This window comes from Bombella sp. ESL0378, assembly GCF_009725845.1.
Lineage (GTDB): Bacteria > Pseudomonadota > Alphaproteobacteria > Acetobacterales > Acetobacteraceae > Bombella > Bombella pollinis.
The window spans coordinates 250,933-269,608 of the sequence record NZ_WNIF01000006.1 but is presented as its reverse complement, the minus strand read 5'-3'; the positions used below and the strand labels follow the sequence as shown (position 1 = coordinate 269,608).

Sequence of the window (18,676 nt, the reverse complement as noted above, 5' to 3'; positions counted from 1 at the left end):
CGTTAGGTACTTTCTAACTCTTGCAATGTTGGCGGTTGAGGGGGAGGTGTGGTGATGGGACCTTCCCCACGGAAAGGCTCGCTCGCATCAAGAAAGTTCTCATTGGTACGCAATGTGTATTCAATGACGACAAGATGGGTCAAGGCGCGGGTGATTTCTAGCCGAATGATGGCCTCATGGTCTTGTGTATCAAGCTCGCGGAGGCGGCGAATGGCTGCACGGGTCAGGCGGGCGGCGCGGTCATGCCGGCGGGATGAATGTTCGATGTAATAGAGAACAAGCGTAATAGGCCGGCGCGCGCTTTCGGGTAAATATTCACGATTAAGCAAACCGCGAAGGCGAATGATATTTAGCCCTAAGGTAAGGGTAGCTAATGTCCCCTGTATGCCAGCTTCTACGAGTGGAGTGATGGTTGTGGCATGGCGGAGCAAGCGGGAGAAACGGTCCGTATTATGCCCAATCCATGCGCTGATATGCGGTGTGCTGCCCAGGCTAGCGAGGTTGCGTAGCTCGCGTAGGGTTGCCTTGCGTAAGCGGAAGGCTTCTGCTTTGCGATTAAAGGGGAGAATACTGCGGAAGATTAAAACCGCCGTAACGCCGGAAAGCATAATCGCTAATGTTGTATTATAGAACTTCGATTCATCAATAATATGATGGTTTTGAATCCCCAGCATAAGAGGCATGAGTAGATTATACGCCGCTGCCGCAGGGGCCGTTGCAGGGTTAGCCCGTGCGAGGCCGCCGAGCATCATCGCAGCAGAGAGGATGATGATAAGGGGCTCATAAGTTGTTACCATCGGGATGAAGACAAAGCAGAGTAGCCACGCAACACACCATGCTACCGCCAATCCTTTTAGGAACTTGATCGTTCCTAGGACAGGGTTTTCCTTCGTAGCGAAAAGGCCGCAGATTAGAGCGGTAATGCTGATGAGTGTATTGCCATTTGACCAAGCGGTGACTTCATAAATAAAAGATGTAACAAGAACAGCCAATGCAGCGCGGAAGCCATTATTAAAAGCAAGCCGCCCATCACGGTGTGTATGACGTTGGAACTGAAAATGGTCACCACGAATTGTGTGGGTACTGGCGTGATATTCTGTAATGGCTTCTTCAAGGTCACCGATGAGGTCCCCTAAAGAGGAAAAGAGAATACGTTCATCTAAGGCGGAGTTGGTGATGAGGCTATCTTCTGTTGGTGTGGTGGGGTCGGTCGGAGTAAGGGGAATAAGGCGGTGAGGAGTCGCATAGCGGCGGCAAAGGTCTCTGAGATGCTGAAGTTCCGCAAGAAGCTCTGATATTTCACTCTCCTGGGGGAGACGCTTAGAGAAATGCTGCAAGAATTGGATGAAGGCCGCAATGACTGTATCAAAATCCTTATGGTTGGAGGAGAGAAGCTCCAAGCGTGTGGCCATCCCAAAACTGCGAGATAACAAAGCGGAGACGGCTGCCAAGGCTGCACGGGCATGGTCGCCTTCATGGCCATGCACGCCCATCTCAAGCTCGGAAAACTCGATTTGATCATTGATGGATAGAATGGTCCCAAAGAGATTGCGGGCCTCTGTTATGGCACCACGATCCTGCCGCAGAATGTGGTATAAAGTATTACAAACAAGAGTAAGAGCAGATTCTAGTTTTTGGCGGACGCTAATATGGGCGCGGTGGTCTTGGTTAAAGGCAAAAAGTAGGCCAATAAATGCCTCGCATAACACACCAAGGATGATGTAGCTGGCGCGCGAGACAGCAAACATAAAGATGTTGTTGGTTTCTGGGACAATATCCATGCAAATGATAGCACAGGTATAGCCAGAGAGAACAAGCGCATATGAGCGAAAATTACTTACAAAGGTAGCAAACCCACTGCATAGGCCAATCCATACCGCAATGAGGGGGAAAAAGAGCCATGGAGCTTGCGGATAAATACCAATAAAGACAAGAGCCGCCGTCCCGCCGATCAACGTGCCAATGATGCGCCAGCGTGCCTTAGAGAGACTTTCCCCACGCGTAAGTTGTGCTACAGACCATACCGTCATCGGAGCCCAGATGGGGCTATCAAGCTCTAGCCATAAGGCGATTCCGAGGGCTAGGCAGGCGGCAATGGTCGTGCGAAGGGCAAAGAGAAACCCATTGAGAGAGGGGGCTAGTACCCAGGGTAAAAAAGAAGCCCCTCTGGAATGTAAGTTAGTTAGGAAACGGGTAAGCATGTTCTGGTCCAAAAAGATTTCTGTATAGGACCCTACTTCTGTTTGTCTGTTTAGGCGAGGGGTAACACTTAGTAATTGAAAAGTTCGTGGAAGGAAGGAGGACGGGAAAGATGTTTTTTTTTGTAAGTAGGAATATTTTCTCTTTTTTGTTTAGAGGAAAAATAGTAAAAGTTTCATGAATCCTCTCATGAAGATTTATAGCGAAGAAGGTTATTCAATGACAGAAAATATACCGGCTAGAGAAGGCCAAAGTTCCTCCAATGCCGAGCGTAAACAGCTCTTAGAGTTAACGGCTGATATTGTCGTTGCTAAGTTAGCAGGCTCTGATGTGCCTGCTGATAGTCTACCGGGACTGATACGCCAGGTATATGAAGCTTTGGCAGGAGGGGAGAGCGACCTAAGAGAGGAAGGTGCGTCCCCTAAGCAGCAGCCGGCTGTTCCCGTTCGTAAATCTGTTTTCCCAGATTACATTATCTGTTTGGAAGATGGTAAAAAGCTGAAGATGCTCAAACGTCATCTTAAAAGCACTTATGATATGACACCGGACCAATATCGCGAGAAATGGGGCCTTCCTTCGGATTATCCTATGGTGGCTCCCTCTTATGCTGCACGCCGTTCTGAATTAGCCAGAACGATTGGTCTGGGGCGGAATATTGGGGTCTCTGCGGAGCATAAGCGTGGTCATAATAGTGACCTCTAATAGAGTGAAGTAGAAGCTATGAGTAATGAGAAGGCCGGGCATGTTCCCGGCTTTTTCTATAATACTGCTTTTTGCTTGACGCTCCGGCCTACATCTTGCCACTCTGCTTGTTAGGGAACAAAATGACGGAGGGTAGAAATGACGCGGTCGGAGTTTGTCGCCTTGTTAGCCTTACGTCTGGATGGCATGGCTAAAGAGAAAGTCAGCAAGGCTGTCGATGGGATTTTTACGCATATTGCCGAAGGGTTGGAAGCTGGCAATCGGGCAGAGCTGCGGGGGATTGGTAGCTTTGGGACGCGTCAACACACCGCTCACCAAGGGCGCAACCCCCGGACAGGGGCGGCCGTTGATGTTAAGGCAAAGCGCGTTCCTTTCTTCCGCGCGGGGAAGGAGCTGCGCGAACGGGTCAATCGTGCGAAGTAATAAAGGCCTCTGCGCTATGGGAGGGCACATCCTTCCCTGTGCGTGCGGCGTTGAGTTCTTCTAACAAGAAGTCCCGGAAGACAGAAATGCGTTTAGAGCTTTTTAGCTCCTCAGGATAGACAAAAAAGGCTTCTGCCAATGGTCCATGAACATCTGGTAGAATACGGACTAGATTGGGATGAGCAGAAGCTGTGTAAAAGGGTAGGGTTCCAATCCCATTACCTTGGGCAATAGCCATACCAACGGCAGCTATATTATTAATAGCAAGGTTGATTTTGGGGTGAAGGATAATTTTATCTTTTAAAAGTCGCTCTATGAGCCAATTCACATGAGGTAGGGGAAGGTGCCAGCCTGCAAATCCTATAAGGTTATGCTGGGCAAGTTCTTTAAGGGTAGTTGGTGTGCCGTGCTGCTCTAAATATTCCTTACTGGCATAAATAGGCATGTGAAAACTGGCGAGATGACGTTGAATAAGGTCCGGCTGGGTTGGGGGATGCAGGCGAATAGCTACATCAGCTTCGCGCATGCTGAGGTCCAAATCGGAATCTTCAAGTAGGAGAGTGACCTCAACATGAGGGTGCTTCTCCACAAAACGATGAAGGCGCGGTGTTAGCCAAGAGAGGCCGAAGCCAGAGGTTGTTGTGACCTTAATCTTGCCGGCTGCTTTCTCGCGGTTTTCACTTAAAAACGCTTGGGTTAGAGCCAGTTTAGAGAAGACCTCTCGCGCCGTCCGGTGGAGGACTTCACCTTGCTCGGTCAGGATGAGGCCACGCGCATGACGGTGAAAAAGTGGTACGCCGAGTACTTCCTCAAGGGCAGAAATCTGTCGAGATACAGCAGATTGGCTCAGGTTAAGGCGGTCCCCTGCATGGGTAAAGGACCCGGCCTCAGCTACGGTGTGAAAGATGCGGAGTTTATCCCAATCCATTTTTTGATTCCCGTACGCCCCTTCGCAATAATCATGGCCTGCTTTGCTCATATACCCTACGCCCTGACCTTCAGTGTTTTCTTTGGTAAAAACTTCCTGAAAAGCACTGAATGGTCAAGGGCAGAATAGCAATCAAATGCGTTTCTTTTGCGTATCGTTCTTTGTGAAGGGGAATAAGCGGTATTTTAGCGCGGTTTTTCGTCATTTAGACCGAGTTCGGCAATGTAACGTTCCGCCTCTAATGCGGCCATGCACCCTGTCCCGGCGGCTGTGATGGCTTGGCGGTAGGTTTTATCCTGAATATCACCCGCCGCGAAAACACCGGGGATGGAGGTGCTCGCCGTCCCTGCTTTGGTGATGATGTAGCCTTCCTCATCGCAAGCGACCTCATGACGGAAAGGCCCAATGCTAGGGCTATGACCAATGGCAATGAATACGCCATCTACGGGGAGTTCCTCTATAACGCCGGGTTGTTTTGTATCAGCAAGGCGCAGCTTTGTAACAACGGCAGGGCTTCCACTGCCGCAAATCTCGTGGACCTCTTTGTTCCAATGCAGCTTGATTTTGGGGTTTGCGTGCAGACGTTTTTGCAAGATACGCTCTGCGCGCAAACTATCACGCCGATGGATAAGATGGACAACAGAAGCATGATGAGTGAGGTAAAGGGCTTCCTCCACAGCTGTATTGCCCCCACCGATAACGGCGACCTCTTTGCCGCGATAGAAGAATCCATCGCAAGTTGCACAAGCCGAGACGCCCGCCCCTTGATAGGCTTTTTCAGATTCTAAACCGAGCCATTTCGCTTGGGCCCCTGTAGCGATAACAACCGTACAGGCGCGGAATTGATCACCAGAATCTCCTGTGAGGTGAAAATAACCTTCCGCATCGGGGCCTTGTTTAAGGGAGGCTTCTGTAATGAGGTCGTAGAGTAATGTCGTGCCAACATGCTCGGCTTGCTCGCGCATTTGTTCCATCAGCCAAGGGCCTTGGACAGGTTTGGCAAAACCGGGAAAGTTCTCAATCTCATCTGTGATGGTGAGCTGCCCTCCGGGTTGCATACCGGTGACGAGGAGGGGATTCATTCCCGCGCGGGCAGCATAGATAGCAGCGGTATATCCTGCGGGGCCAGCACCAACAATTAACATATCGGTTTGGTGTTGTTTAGCCATGATAAGCTCCATAATTCTAAAGAGGATGACCAGATGGCCCTCGTAGGGTAGGACCATTATGGCACTGACCTAAGCCTGTTGGGTAACAAATATAGTATATGAAAGATGTCGATAAAAATAATGATAAGAGAAGAAATATGAAAGATTATTGCCCAGAAAGGAGGAAATGGTTTCCACATTAAAAAGAGCAGGTTATATAAGCTGGTATAGTCTTCTCCCGCAGCCTTTTGGGACGGTATATGAGCATTGCAGACCTTGATGAAATTGATCGGAGCATTCTCGCTGAATTGCAGCAAGATGGGCGGGTGACTAATGTGGAGCTTGCGCGCCGTGTCGGAATCTCCGCTCCCCCTTGTCTAAGGCGGGTAAGACGCCTGGAGGAGATGGGGCTTATCCAAGGCTATCATGCTGCTTTAGCCCCGGCTCAATTAGGGTGGACGATTAGTTTTTACGCGCTCATAGGTTTAGATAGTCAGAAAAGTGTGGTGTTGGAGGAGTTTGAAGCCCTCGTTGCACAATGGCCAGAGACGCGGGAATGTCACATGATTCGTGGTGGAGAGGACTTCCTGTTACGCCTCATGGTTCGCGATGCTGAGCATCAGAATCGCCTTACACGGGATTTGATAGAGGTTACCCATGTGGTGCGTGTGCAGACCTTGCAGGTGATTAGGACAAGCTGCGAGCGGGCTGGTGTGCCTATATAAATATGCCAAGATAAATATGCCAAGCACGGGCGGGAATAGATGCACCTTTTGGCGCGGGCCGCGTCTTTTATATGGTGCTCTAGGGCTGCTTTGGCTGTTGCATCTTCTGCTCGCCATACGCATCCCGCTCGTACCGGATGAGGCCTATTATTGGCTATGGTCGCGCCATATGCAGTGGGGCTATCTGGATCACCCCTTTATGGTGGCCTTATGGGTGCGTGGGGGCACGGCTTTATGGGGTGATACAGCCTTTGGTGTGCGCTTTGTTGGGCTGGTCGGGTTCGGTGTGGCGAATCTTTTCATCTTTCTCACAGCACAGCAATTCTTCCCAGAGGAAAAATCAGCAGGGAGGCGGGCTATATGGCTCTTTAATGCTACGCTGATGGCGAGTATTGGGCTTATTCCCGCCACGCCAGATGCACCATTATGTCTTTTTCTATCCATGTCCCTATGGGCTTTGGCTCACGCGCTAAGGGTTGGGCAGCCACAAAGCCGCTGGGGGTGGTGGGTGCTGTGCGGTATATGCCTCGGCTTAGCGATGGATTCAAAATACACAGCGGTTTTATGGGGGCTTGGGCTTGCGGGATACATCCTCTTTAGCCAGCGCGGTTTGTGGCGTATGGCAGGCCCCTGGGTTGCGGGCTGTGCTGCCTGTGTGATGACAGTGCCGACTCTATATTGGAATCTGAAGCATCATTGGGCTGGGCTGTTAAAGCAGGGGGGGCGCACTATGCAATGGCACCCAGAGCGTGCAGGGCAGTTTCTGGGGGAGTTTTTTCTAGGGCAAGCGGCGTTGCTGACCCCGTGGGTAGCAGGGGTGTGCATGTTAGGGCTATGGCGGGCGCGTAGTCGGCAAAACGTGCTTTTATGGCTTGCTTTGCCGATGATGGCCGTCTTCTTATGTCATGCACTAGGAGATCGCGTTCAGGCAAATTGGGTGTGGGTATTATATCCCCTTCTTATTGTCGCAGGTGCCGGGTATGGAGGCCACATAAAGGGGGCTGTGCTGATGGGGATGGCAAGCTCGTTTTTAATCTATAGCCAAGCTCTGACGGGGTTTATGGCTCTGCCCGCCTCGATGAATCCTATCACACGCCTTAGTGCAGGATGGGGGCGATTAACAGCGGATATTATAGCTCAGGCGCAGCAGAAGACTATCTCAACTATTGCTGTGCGGGATTATGCCTTGGCCTCTATTTTAGCGTTTTACCACCCGCGCGGCCTTCAGATAATCGGGTTAGATGCGCGTTGGGCATATATTGAGCAACTCCCACGGATGAATGTGCAGCCTGTCCTTTTGATAGAAGATGCGCATTATGCTTTTGCCCAAACGAGGGGGGAGCAGATTACGCGGTATAGCGGCTCTCAACGTGTGCGGGCTTATCGTATTGAGCTAAAATCTAAGAGCACAGGCTGGCAGATTCGGTAAGAGTGCTTATGCGCTTATGAAAAAAGCCACCCGTAGCGGATGGCTTTCTCATTCGTAACAGTACGAGATGAGAGGATTAGAAGCCCTCACGCTCCAGACGCTTACGCTCCATCTTACGGGCGCGGCGTACAGCCTCGGCCACCTCACGAGCGCGCCGCTCAGACGGCTTCTCAAAATGGCGACGCAGCTTCATCTCACGGAAGACGCCTTCGCGCTGCATTTTCTTCTTAAGGGCTTTCAGAGCCTGATCTACATTATTATCACGAACGAGAACCTGCACGGTGTCGTCATCTCCTTTGGGGGTTCTGATCCTCCAGCATGTGTTATAACCACAGCACACTGAAAGGATGGGATCCGATTACAGTGCGTAAGGGCCTATCATACTCCAAAAGATGAGACAATAGTTTCTAGATAAGGAAAGAGGGGAGGAGCGATTATTTATGAATTATGGGCATAATCACATCATTAATAGTGGCAAAGGAGGGTATGATGCAGGATGAAGGGCGCGCGATGGTAGAGACGCATCTATATTTGCGTGAGGATTCCATCAGGCAGTCTTTTGAGGGCTTGCTAACGATGTGGCGGTGCCTGTCTTTGGCCTGTGAGGAGGGGTTAGCCCATCATGGGTTAGGCCCTGCACATCATAGGATTTTATTCATGCTAGGTAGTCATGAAGGCTTATTGCCCAGCACATTATGCGCAAAACTAGGCATTACAAAACAATCACTTGGCCGTGCTTTGGGGGAGTTGAAGGATAATGCTTTGGTAGAGCAGCGTGAGGATGGTGCTGATAAAAGACGCCGTCCCATTTTCTTAACAGCGAAGGGAAAGGATTTAGAGCGTGAGTTATTCGGGGCTATTCGGGCTGTTGTGATACAGGCTTATAAACAGGTTGATGGTAATGCAGTTGATGGATTTCGCCGTGTGCTACGGGCAGTCGAGGCTTTAAGCGTTTCGCATTAAAAAGGGCGTACCCATCATCAGGCACGCCCTAACATTATCCATAACGGTATGAGTCGCGTTATGGCATGGAGTTGCCAACGCCCCCATTGCCTGTGCCTTGGCCACTCATCGGGCCCATGCCATTGCCCATTCCGCCGAAGGTGTTGCCCATGCTGTTCATCGGGTTATAACGGCCAACATTGCCTAACAGCTCTTGAATAACGGAGATATGCGTCCCCGGTGTAGGGGTGACCCCGCCTGCCATATGAACATGAATGGCATCACGTTTATTCAGCACATTCATCTTCCGCAGGATGCCAGAATTATCGAAGTTGAGTACCAAGACTTGCTGCTTATCAATAACAGGATGTGCCAGTGGGACGAGGTCCTTCGTCATGGAGATGTAAATCCATGTGTTATCATTAAATGTCGCATGCGCCGTTGGGGAGCCGAGGATGCTTAGAGCATCATTCTGCGTGCTGGAATTAAGGACAAGCTGGTCATAATCCATCTTCTCCACCAAAGCTCCGCGTGGGATAGGCGGCGGGCTGATAGCCTCGCAACCGCTGAGCATGAGGAGCCCGACAGCCGCTAGACCTGCCATGGAGCAGGGGCGCGTTATTAGGGACCGGAACAGGCGAAAGCAACTTGTCGTAAGGGTAGTCATGGGAGGGCGAATTGTCCTGATAGCATGCGGGCAAGTTATATGGCTCTTTCCGGTGCCCTAGCGAGCGAGATATGTCAATCTTTTTTCATGCGTTTTCGTAGCATTTGTGCCATAGTTAAGGACTATAAATGCTTTCATTCGTGAGGTTACGATGCCCCCTAAAAACCCAGCCGAGCCTAGTGCAGTCGTACCGCTGGAGCGTATAACACCGGAGTTTTCACGCCGTATTCCTTTAGCAAAGCTTGGTCGCCCCTTAGAGGAGTGTGTGGAGGCTAATGCTGAGGAGCGCGAGGCCCTTAAACAGCGTTTTGGGTTAGTGTCGTTAAGCCAGCTAAAATGTGAGTTCCAGCTTCAGCGGGGGCAAGATGGTATTGTATTAGCGGGTGGGCATCTTCATGCAAAGGCTGAGCAAGCCTGTATCATTACAGGCGAGCCGGTAGAGGAGGTGCTGAATGAAGTGTTCCAGCTTCGCTTTGTGCCAGAATCCGCTATGCCTGCTGATGATGAAATTGATATTGAAAGCTTGCTGCAAGAAGATGCGGATGATGTCCCTTATGATGGACGGATGATTGACCTTGGTGAAGCGGCAGCGGAGCAATTAGCTTTATGCCTAACGCCTTATCCACGCCGTGCTGGAGCAGGGCTGGAGAGCTTTGTGGATGTTACGCCCTCTGATGATGAGCTTGATGCAGGCTCTGGGGCAGAGAGAAAGACTCCTTTTGATATTTTGAAAAAAATGCAGGAAAAATAGAGCCAAGAGTGGCCTTTCTGTAACGATTCTGATAGAAAAGCGTGCAGAGTAGTGATGTCGTAAGGCATTGATGGCTTGCAGGGAGGCTTTCTCTCTGCTAGAGCCCCACGCCTAAGCACCGTAGCTTATGGCGGTGGTGAGAGTAATTGAGATTTCTCTGGCTTGAGGCCGCGCTATGCGGTAGCAGGAGCCGGAATATAACCCAGTGAGAGGCAGAGACCCATGGCCGTCCCTAAGAGAAAAACGACACCGTCCCGTCGCGGTATGCGCCGTAGCCACCATGCGCTTCGTATTGAGGCTCATGCAGAATGTGCAAATTGCGGTGAAATGAAGCGTCCGCACCATGTATGCAGCCATTGCGGCCATTATGATGGGCGTGAGGTTGTTAATGCTGAAGGCCGTGCGCTGAAAGCTGTCCGCGCTTAATCATCCCTTTGTATAAAGGGGAAAAGCCCTGAGTATGGCTTAGGGCTGCGCCTGTCTTGCGTTTGTGCAAACAGGGAAGATGGAAGAACTTTCAGGGGGCTGCACTCATGACGGAGGCGTCTGTCGTCAGAGCTGAGGGCGAGGCTGATAAACAGATGGCGCAAGCTTCAGTTCCTTTTACCCTAGCTGTTGATGCTATGGGGGGGGATAACGCTCCCAAAATCGTCCTAGCAGGGCTGGAGACGGCACTCATCCATCATCCGAAGATTCGGATTCTTCTCATCGGTGATGAGGAGATTCTAAATCAATCACTTAAAAATTATCCTCGGCTGAGTGCTGCTTGCACGGTGCGCCATGCACCAGAGAGCATCCCTATGGACATGAAACCCACCGCGGCTCTGCGTGTGCGTGGGTCTTCTATGCGCGCTGCGATGGAAGCTGTTGCCGCGGGGGAAGCGCGCGGTGTTGTGTCTGCTGGTAATAGCGGGGCAATGCTCGCTTTAGCGAAGATTATCGTTAAGGCTTTACCGGGTATTTCCCGCCCAGCTATGGCGGCAGTTCAACCCTCTGCGCGTGGCGATGTTGTGATGTTGGACCTTGGTGCGAACATTGTGTGTGATGCTCGTAACCTTGTCGAGTTTGCGATTATGGGTGAGGCTTTCGCTCAAGCAACTCTGTCATTAAAAGCCCCGACTATTGGCTTGCTCAATGTTGGTTCAGAAGATCTAAAAGGTGATGAGCGGCTAAGGCAAGCAGCGGAAAGACTGCGTGATAGTGTGTTGGCCGATAGTTTTCATGGTTTTGTAGAGGGACATGATATTACCGCAGGCGTAACGGATGTTGTTGTGACCGATGGGTTTACGGGCAATGTTGCGCTAAAAACGGGGGAAGGGGCTTTAAAGCTGGCTCTAGGTCTCCTGCGGCATGTCTTCCAAACGAATTGGTTGACGAAGCTTGGCTATATGTTAGTGCGCCCCGGTTTGCGCCGCATGCGGGAGTGGATTGACCCTAGCCGATATAATGGTGCGGTGTTTGTCGGGTTGAATGGGATTGTTGTAAAATCTCATGGTGGTGCAGATGCAGAGGGATTTGCTTCTGCTGTGGATGTCGCGATTGATGCTGTTGAAAACACCCTCAATGATAAGATTCGTCATCGGTTGGAGCAGCTTGGGATGCTCGGCCAGCCCGTAGAGGCAAAAGAGCAGGAGTGAGACCTCCCATGGCGCAGAATCCTTCCTCTGAGAATAAGAGAGCTGGTAGTCGGTTAACAGGTGTTGGGGCGGCTCTTCCCAAGCGTGCTGTAAGTAACGATGAGCTTGCTGCACAGATTGATACGTCAGATGAATGGATTCGGACACGGACAGGTATTCGTCAGCGTTATCTCGTTTCTGGTGACGAGACAGCCGTTTCTCTAGCTCATAAAGCAGCGCAGAATGCGTTAGATTACGCAGGCAAAACAGCAGATGATGTGGATGCTGTTATCGTAGCGACTTCGACACCTGACCAAGTTTTTCCCTCTGTTGCGGTGCGTGTGCAGGCCGCTTTGGGGATGGAGCGTGGTTTTGGCTTTGATGTTAGTGCGGCCTGCTCGGGCTTTGTTTATGCGCTATCGGTAGCTGATTCTATGATTCGTGCTGGCCAAGTGGGGCGAGTCTTGGTCATCGGGGTTGAGGTTTTTTCACGCCTGCTGGACTGGGAAGATCGCTCCACATGCGTGTTATTTGGCGATGGTGCCGGGGCTGTGCTGCTAGAGTCAGGTGCTGGTGAGGGAGAGGGTATTTTATCAACTCATCTCCATGCGGACGGCCATTTGGGTGACCTCCTTTATGTGGATGGTGCGGTTGGTTGTGCGTCTGGCAAGGTTGCCTTGAAGATGCAAGGCCGTGAGGTTTTCCGTCATGCCGTGGTAAATCTGGCAGCAGCGGTGGATGAAGCTTTGGAGACAAACGGCTTAAAGGGGACGGACATCCAATGGATGGTCCCACATCAGGCTAATCTTCGAATCATTGAGGGGATGGCTAAGAAGCTTCATCTCCCTGCAGAGCGCGTTGTGGTCACGGTAGACCGCCATGCAAACACCTCTGCGGCCTCTATTCCACTTGCTTTGGATGAGGCAGTACGCGATGGGCGCATCAAACAAGGTGATCTTGTTTTGATGGAAGCTCTAGGCGGTGGTTTAACATGGGGGTCAGCCTTAATCCGTATGTGATATGCGGTTATTAACGGCTTTGCATTTTTTTCAGTGTGCTAAATGAGAAGCGCGTGATACGGTTTATCCATTATGGAGACCATTGCACGCGCCGATTTGGTAGATTTTCTTCAAGAGGAGCAGGGTTTTTCGCGTCAGCAGGCGACCTTGTTCTTGGAGGAAATGTTCGAGCTTTTCGTCCAAACGCTTGAGCGAGGCGAGCCGCTGAAGATTAGTGGGTTTGGGACATTCGCCGTACGGGATAAAGCCCCCCGGTTAGGCCGTAACCCGCTAACGGGGGAGGAAGCTGTTATCTCTGCGCGGCGTGTGCCCTTCTTTCGTCCTTCACGCTTATTACGAGAGAGTGTGAATAGCTCATCACCGATGCAGGATGTTCAGTTATGACAGCAACGCCATCACATCACCTCCATCAGGAAAGGTTACGCTCAGCTTTGAGTGTGGCGGAGGAGCTAGGCCTGCCTCTTTATCGTCTTCATTCGTGGGAGAGTTTATATCCCGTTTTTGCGACTCATCAAGGTGAGGATGGGCAGAGTTATTATGATGCTCATGCCGTTGAAGTTGTAAGGCATATTGCGCGCCTGCTTTATCAAGAGGGGGCCAAAAGCCACGAGATTATCTCTTGCTTGCGACAAGATGGGGTGATTAAGACGGAAAAACCTGCAGAATCGCAACGACTTTCCAAAGAAGACTCGTTTCAGAATCATGGTTTATCACGTCATGATGTGACTTCTTTGACAGAGAGATTGAAGCAGCTAGAGCAAGAAAATAAACAGCTTGGGGAGCAGTTGGAAGCGTTTGGACAGATTGCTCTCTCCCTCAAAACACTTGAGGATGAAAATGAGCTTCTAAGGCAAAAGCAAGAGGCCGCGCAGAGTCGCGATGAGTATGAGCGTCAGAGCTATGAAGCTTCTAAGCGTGCGTTGGAGGAAGATAACGCCGCCCTACATGATACGATAGAGCAGCTAAAGAGGGAGTTAGCTGGGCACAAAGCCCATATGCAGGTGCAAGAGAGTGAGCATACTGCCGCCCTTGTGGCTTTGCGTGAGGAGCTTGCGCGCAGTCGAGCAGAGTGTAAATCGTTACGCGATGCTGAGCAAAAAAGACAAACGACCCATGAGGCTGAGACTCGCGCGGGAGAAGAACGACAGACGTTGTTAGAAAATGAGCGGCATAGGTTGGTTCAAAAGTTTGAGCAGTCTGTCCTTCTCATGCAAACTTTAGAAGATGAGAATGTGCGGCTTAAACGCTCTCTGAAGGAAGGGGAGGCGATGCGGCAGGAGCAGGTACGGTTAACAGAGCGTGTTCAAGCCCTAGAGAGTGCTAATGCGACCTTAAAGGCAGAGCGATCCTCTTTGCAGCAAGCCTTATCTGCCCGGGATGAAGAACATCACGCTGTAGGGCAGAAACAGGCAGGGATTCAGCAGTTCCTACAAGAGTTACAGGGTGAGCTGTACCAGTTGAAACAGCTCATTACAGAGTAAAAAAAGTTAAAAAAGAGCCTCGCCCCATTGCAGGAATGGCGCGAGGCTGCTAGAGCTTCCTCACCGCAGGACGACGGGCAGTAGCGCAGTCTGGTAGCGCATCAGTCTGGGGGACTGGGGGTCGTGGGTTCGAATCCCGCCTGCCCGACCATCTCCTGCGGTTCATCTCCTCCTATGATAACGCACAACACGCAGTCCCGGGCCTTTATTGCTGGTCCAGAGGCTCCAGAGCATGTGCAGGCCTGCCATAATGGCCGGGCCAAGGAACAGGCCCATGAGATGCCATGTTTCTGCCCCCCCAAGGATGCCAAGCAGAACCCATAGGAAGGGTACTTTTGTACTACCGCCGATTAAGATAGGGCGGATGAAGTGGTCGGCAATAAAGAGAACAATCGCCCCAATAAGCCACACAATGACAGCGGCGAGCATGCTACCTTTAAAGGCGATGAGGAAGCATACACCCGTTACGGCAATCCACCCCAGTAGTGGCACCATGGCAGCAATGGCTGTGGCGAGGCCGAAGATGAGTGGCTGTGGGGCTCCGGCTATGATGTAACACACTCCAATGATGGCCCCTTCACCAAGCCCAACAAGGACAAGGCCGGAGACAGTGCCATGAATGGAGGAGATAATCTGCCGCGCTAATGTTTCCCCTTGCGCGCCGAAAAGCCGCTGTGAGCCGATGAGGCATTTGCGGATGATGCTCTCACTATCTTTGAGAAGGAAGAAAAGCGTAAGCAAAGAAAAGACAAATAAGATACCGCGATGGAGAATCTCAGAGCCAAATTGTTTACCAAACGCAACCCCGCGCCCCATTCTGAGGGAGTGGACAAGCTCGTTTAACGTATCGGGGTTATTGAGATGTTGCGCCCAGAAGGCTTTCACTTGCGCGGAGGCAATAGGAAGGCGGTCCACCCAATTTGGGGTAGGGATGCCTTGATGACGAATCTGATCGACCCACAACAAAGCTCCGCTGACCTCATCGGCGATTTTTAGGCTGATGAAGGAGACCGGTACCAAAAAGACCAAGGCTAGAATAGCGGTGAATGAGAGGGGAAGCCAAATGGAGGTCCCGAAGCGTTTGGTAGCCCGTTTATAAAGAGGCCATAACGCAATTGCAAAGATACAGCCCCATAGTAGGGCTGGCAGCATGTTTCTTAGCGTCCAAAGGGCAGCGATGATGAAGAAGAGCGCAAGAAAACTGCGTGCGCGCCGCTGTAATGTTTTGGAGGGCGCAGGCAGACGCAACTGGCGTGCTTCTTTAGGGAAGGGTTTTTGTGTGGGGGGAGGAGGTGTTTCGGTCATGTTGTTCCAAAAAATACTACAACGCTCTATGGCTATGAAGGAATGAGAAACTAAGCGGGCTTAGTCTGCCCGTGTAGAGCGCGTGTCAATAATAGACTATCCTGCTTATCGAACATCTTAAGGCGGAGGAAAAGGTCTAAGAGAACGAGATTGACGTTAAATTTAAAGTCATCACTTTCCCGCACGCGTTGAAAAACCTCCTGAATAGGGGTGAGATGAAAGGATTCGACCTCACCATCATTTGCATGAGGGATGAATGTTTCAGGTAAAGTGAGGTCATAGCAATAAAGCTTATCACGCCGGAGGCCCTCTGGGCGTGTCATAGCATAATGGAGTGTGCTGGCATGATGTGCTTGTTGGGCAATGTCAGCAGGGATAGCCGCTTCTTCTTCCGCTTCTTTAACAAGGGTCTCAAGAGGTGTAAGGCCACTGCTCATACCGCCAGCAACAAGATGGTCTAACTTGCTGGGGTCTAGGCGTTTATGGGGGCTACGATGGGCAACCCAGAGATATAAACCATCTGTTTTACGTACGAGGCCGTTCATATGGACGCCAGAGGCCTCCACACCAAAAACAGGAATAAGAGCGCGGTCAATTTGCCCGATGATGGTGCCTTCTGGTGTGCGTACATCAAACCATTCATTAAACGGTACAACACGCTCTTGCGCGATGAGGGCGGTGCTGATGTCACGCAGATGCTCCCCCGCGGGGAGGGTAATGGCGTTAGAGGTCACATGGAGCAAGGATGCACATGGACCACTGGTGAGCCAGTCTAGGGCGTTAGGGTCCACTAATCCTATTGTCATGCCTTGATATAAAAGTGGGATTCGCCCTGCGGGGAGTGTGACATTGTGGCAGCGTTTTATATGGCGGAGGAATGGTGCGGCGGCAGGGGATAGCATAAGTCCCTCTCAAGGCCTCGATAGAGGCTCGGATGCGTAAAAGATAGCCTGCTTAGGAAGGCGTGCTTGTAACAGCCATAACAGGGAACCACTGGCAGAAAAGGGCTATCTGTGTAAAAAAATTGTCATTCTTATTCAGCTCATTCCAATGCTAAAAGGGATAGGGGCTCATGGCATCCAGCACGACACAGCGTTTATCCCTGCGTGTTTTATGGCAAAAGGTGCGACCAGCAAGGCTGTATGGCTGGGTGATGCGCTTTGGTGTGTCCTGCCTTCTATTAGTGGTGGAAAGTGGCACAACAGTGGCCACGCCATGGCTTTTTAGCCGTATGGTTGGTCAGCTTTCAGGGCGTGATGTCGTAGCGGCAGCCATGATAGCCTTGCTTGCACAATATACGGTGCTGCGTGTCTTAGGGGCCGTAGCAGGGCCAGCACGTAGCGTGTTGATGATGCCGGTAAGGACGACCTTAAAAGAACGTATTAGCGTGTTGGGAGTGGAGCATATCCATCATCTTAGCGCACGCTTTCATCAAAGCCGGCAAACAGGGGCCTTAACGCGGATTATTGACCGAGGGGCGGACGCGGCAAGCATGATTGTGGATATGGCCCTCTCCAATCTATTGCCGAATATGCTGGGATTGGGGCTAACCTTTTTTGTCGTGTTGCGTGTGTTTAGTGGGGAGTACCTCGTTCTACTGTGCGGCACGCTCCTTTTATATAGCGCAATATCGTATCTTTTTACACGCTGGCGTATGCGGGCGCGGCGGGCGCGTAATGCGGCGAATAATATGGTGTATCGGCATATAGTGGATAGTCTGCTCAATGCCGATATTGTGCGTGCTTTTGGGAATATAGCCTATGAATGTGAGCGGCAAAAAGTCGTATGGCGGGGGTTAAATCGTGCCGAGAGCCATTTGCAATGGCTTGTTGGGGGCTCCCAAGCTATCCGTAATTGCGTAATCGCCTTTGCTAGTGCGGCTTTATTGGGGCTGGCAGTGAGGGATATTTTAGCGCATCGTCTTGGTGTAGCGCAGTTTGTATTGATGGGCACTTATTTGCGGAGTGTCTATAGCGCGGTGGGGGCCTTAAATTATGTTGGGGCTGGCTGGCGTAATGCGCGTGTAGATATTGAATCCTATCTTGAGCTTCTTGCTTTAGAGCCAGAGATACGCTCGCCTGCACATCCTACGCCATTGCCCAAAGGGCCATCAGGTAGTGTGGGGATAGAAATGCGGCATGTCTGCTTTGGCTATGAGGCTGATAAGCTGCGTCTCAAGGATGTGAGTTTTAAGCTTCATGCGGGGCAGAGGGTAGCGATTGTGGGGCGGAGTGGCTCTGGTAAATCTACGTTAGCGAAATTGGTGAGCCGCCTTTATGACCCGCTTTCTGGTACTGTATTCATGAATGGCGTGCCCTTGCCAGAGCTTGCAGTGGATGTTGTGCGTGGTCACATCGGTGTGGTTGCACAGGAGACATCCCTTTTTAACGCCACGATTGCTGAGAACATTGCTTATGGGCGGATTGGGGCTAGTAGGGATGAGATTCAACGCGTGGCAGAAGCCGCTCAGCTTGGTCCCCTATTAGCGCAGTTGCCTGATGGGCTAGAGAGTATAGTGGGTGAACGTGGGATACGCCTCTCCGGCGGGGAGCGGCAACGCATTGCGATTGCTCGTGTGATTTTGCGCAATCCGCCCCTGCTTGTGTTGGATGAGGCCACCAGTGCGTTAGATACGCGCACCGAGCATGCTATTCAGCAAGAATTATTGAAGCTCTCTCAAGGGCGGGCAACACTTGTCATTGCCCATCGCCTCTCCACGATTCAAACGGCTGACCATATTCTCGTTATGGAGGCCGGGCGTGTGGTGGAGGAGGGAACGCATGAAGAATTGCTGAGAAAAGCGGGTATTTATGCAGGAATGTGGAGATTACAGGTAAGAGGGGGTTTCACTAAGGCTCATTCGGTTGTAGAGGGATAGCGGGCTGCTTCTGTCGGTAGAAAGGCAGGAAAGACTTGACGTATCGTCGTTAGTAAGTCATAAGCCCGCCTTATTTACGGAACACGCCGAGCCTCGTTGCTTGGCGTATCACAGTATCGAGGAAGTTCTATGTCTCGCCGTTGCCATGTCACGGGCAAAGGGGTACTGACGGGCAATAACGTCAGCCACGCCAATAACAAGTCCCGCCGTCGTTTCCTGCCGAATCTGCAGGAGGCCACCCTTCTTTCCGATATTCTTGGGGCCCCTGTGCGTATGCGCCTCTCTGCCAAGGGCATCCGCACGGTTGAGCATAATGGCGGGCTGGATTCCTTCCTGCTCGGCACGCCAAACCGTAAGCTAACGCCAGAAGCTCTGGTGATTAAGCGGCGTATCCTGCGCGTTCAGGAGCGTAAGACGGCACAGTCCGCAGCCTGATAAGGGTTTGATGGTTCCTCTGGGGTGG

The 18,676-nt window shown here is 51.3% G+C and carries 20 protein-coding genes and 1 tRNA gene; 14 read left to right on the top strand and 7 right to left on the bottom strand.

Annotated elements, in window-relative coordinates; all coding sequences use genetic code 11:
• Positions 1-2: 2 nt before the first annotated feature.
• Complete coding sequence (locus tag GM556_RS04760) at positions 3-2,201, bottom strand: FUSC family protein (protein WP_155579413.1); 2,199 nt, start codon at positions 2,199-2,201, stop codon at positions 3-5.
• A 217-nt stretch (positions 2,202-2,418) separates the two neighbouring features.
• Here GM556_RS04760 and GM556_RS04755 point away from each other — a divergent pair, with 217 nt between their 5' ends.
• On the top strand, positions 2,419-2,901 hold the full coding sequence (locus GM556_RS04755) for a MucR family transcriptional regulator (protein WP_155573323.1): 483 nt from the start codon (positions 2,419-2,421) through the stop codon (positions 2,899-2,901).
• Between the two features lie 138 nt (positions 2,902-3,039).
• Positions 3,040-3,324 (top strand): HU family DNA-binding protein, encoded by a 285-nt coding sequence (locus GM556_RS04750; protein ID WP_155579412.1) that lies wholly within the window; start codon positions 3,040-3,042, stop codon positions 3,322-3,324.
• Here the strand turns inward: GM556_RS04750 and GM556_RS04745 are convergent.
• Together GM556_RS04745 and trxB are read right to left on the bottom strand one after the other, a co-directional pair.
• On the bottom strand, positions 3,308-4,252 hold the full coding sequence (locus GM556_RS04745) for a LysR family transcriptional regulator (RefSeq protein WP_155579478.1): 945 nt from the start codon (positions 4,250-4,252) through the stop codon (positions 3,308-3,310). The two genes, GM556_RS04750 and GM556_RS04745, sit on opposite strands and share 17 nt — an antisense overlap.
• Before the next feature lie 185 nt (positions 4,253-4,437).
• On the bottom strand, positions 4,438-5,421 hold the full coding sequence (trxB, locus tag GM556_RS04740) for a thioredoxin-disulfide reductase (protein ID WP_155579411.1): 984 nt from the start codon (positions 5,419-5,421) through the stop codon (positions 4,438-4,440).
• 239 nt (positions 5,422-5,660) lie between these two features.
• Between trxB and GM556_RS04735 the strand changes: the two genes are divergently transcribed.
• Positions 5,661-6,125 (top strand): Lrp/AsnC family transcriptional regulator, encoded by a 465-nt coding sequence (locus GM556_RS04735; protein ID WP_155573320.1) that lies wholly within the window; start codon positions 5,661-5,663, stop codon positions 6,123-6,125.
• A gap of 16 nt (positions 6,126-6,141) precedes the next feature.
• Positions 6,142-7,554: a glycosyltransferase family 39 protein gene (locus tag GM556_RS04730; RefSeq protein WP_155579410.1), complete on the top strand. Its 1,413-nt coding sequence runs from the start codon at positions 6,142-6,144 to the stop codon at positions 7,552-7,554.
• Positions 7,555-7,630: 76 nt separating this feature from the next.
• Here the strand turns inward: GM556_RS04730 and rpsU are convergent, their stop codons facing one another.
• Positions 7,631-7,834, bottom strand: a complete 204-nt coding sequence (rpsU, locus tag GM556_RS04725; protein ID WP_026294133.1) for a 30S ribosomal protein S21 — start codon at positions 7,832-7,834, stop codon at positions 7,631-7,633.
• 206 nt (positions 7,835-8,040) lie between these two features.
• Here rpsU and GM556_RS04720 point away from each other — a divergent pair, with 206 nt between their 5' ends.
• The gene (locus GM556_RS04720) at positions 8,041-8,517 is read left to right on the top strand and encodes a MarR family winged helix-turn-helix transcriptional regulator (RefSeq protein WP_155573318.1); all 477 of its coding nucleotides are present in this window, start codon (positions 8,041-8,043) and stop codon (positions 8,515-8,517) included.
• A gap of 58 nt (positions 8,518-8,575) precedes the next feature.
• Here the strand turns inward: GM556_RS04720 and GM556_RS04715 are convergent, their stop codons facing one another.
• Positions 8,576-9,100, bottom strand: a complete 525-nt coding sequence (locus tag GM556_RS04715; protein WP_230873286.1) for an outer membrane protein assembly factor BamE — start codon at positions 9,098-9,100, stop codon at positions 8,576-8,578.
• 214 nt (positions 9,101-9,314) lie between these two features.
• On the opposite strand from GM556_RS04715, the gene GM556_RS04710 reads away from it, so the two are divergent.
• The 7 genes from GM556_RS04710 (at position 9,315) to GM556_RS04680 (ending at position 14,181) form a co-directional block, all read left to right on the top strand.
• On the top strand, positions 9,315-9,914 hold the full coding sequence (locus GM556_RS04710; RefSeq protein WP_155579409.1) for a DUF177 domain-containing protein: 600 nt from the start codon (positions 9,315-9,317) through the stop codon (positions 9,912-9,914).
• A gap of 222 nt (positions 9,915-10,136) precedes the next feature.
• Positions 10,137-10,340, top strand: coding sequence for a 50S ribosomal protein L32 (gene rpmF / locus GM556_RS04705; protein ID WP_099027164.1), 204 nt, complete (start codon positions 10,137-10,139; stop codon positions 10,338-10,340).
• A gap of 107 nt (positions 10,341-10,447) precedes the next feature.
• Positions 10,448-11,551: a phosphate acyltransferase PlsX gene (gene plsX, locus GM556_RS04700; protein ID WP_155579408.1), complete on the top strand. Its 1,104-nt coding sequence runs from the start codon at positions 10,448-10,450 to the stop codon at positions 11,549-11,551.
• Positions 11,552-11,559: 8 nt separating this feature from the next.
• The gene (locus tag GM556_RS04695; protein WP_155573314.1) at positions 11,560-12,549 is read left to right on the top strand and encodes a beta-ketoacyl-ACP synthase III; all 990 of its coding nucleotides are present in this window, start codon (positions 11,560-11,562) and stop codon (positions 12,547-12,549) included.
• A 72-nt stretch (positions 12,550-12,621) separates the two neighbouring features.
• On the top strand, positions 12,622-12,933 hold the full coding sequence (locus GM556_RS04690) for an integration host factor subunit alpha (protein WP_155573313.1): 312 nt from the start codon (positions 12,622-12,624) through the stop codon (positions 12,931-12,933).
• Positions 12,930-14,030, top strand: a complete 1,101-nt coding sequence (locus tag GM556_RS04685) for a MerR family transcriptional regulator (RefSeq protein WP_155579407.1) — start codon at positions 12,930-12,932, stop codon at positions 14,028-14,030. Before GM556_RS04690 ends, GM556_RS04685 begins: the two co-directional genes overlap by 4 nt.
• Positions 14,031-14,104: 74 nt before the next feature.
• A tRNA-Pro gene (locus GM556_RS04680) sits at positions 14,105-14,181 on the top strand.
• Positions 14,182-14,192: 11 nt separating this feature from the next.
• Here the strand turns inward: GM556_RS04680 and GM556_RS04675 are convergent.
• On the bottom strand, positions 14,193-15,335 hold the full coding sequence (locus tag GM556_RS04675) for an AI-2E family transporter (protein WP_099027159.1): 1,143 nt from the start codon (positions 15,333-15,335) through the stop codon (positions 14,193-14,195).
• A 50-nt stretch (positions 15,336-15,385) separates the two neighbouring features.
• Entirely contained in the window at positions 15,386-16,237 is an 852-nt protein-coding gene (locus GM556_RS04670) for an NUDIX domain-containing protein (protein WP_230873285.1), read from the bottom strand.
• A 170-nt stretch (positions 16,238-16,407) separates the two neighbouring features.
• On the opposite strand from GM556_RS04670, the gene GM556_RS04665 reads away from it, so the two are divergent.
• Together GM556_RS04665 and rpmB are read left to right on the top strand one after the other, a co-directional pair.
• On the top strand, positions 16,408-18,213 hold the full coding sequence (locus tag GM556_RS04665) for an ABC transporter ATP-binding protein (protein WP_155579406.1): 1,806 nt from the start codon (positions 16,408-16,410) through the stop codon (positions 18,211-18,213).
• 129 nt (positions 18,214-18,342) lie between these two features.
• Complete coding sequence (rpmB, locus tag GM556_RS04660) at positions 18,343-18,648, top strand: 50S ribosomal protein L28 (protein ID WP_099027157.1); 306 nt, start codon at positions 18,343-18,345, stop codon at positions 18,646-18,648.
• The last annotated feature ends 28 nt before the right edge of the window (positions 18,649-18,676 follow it).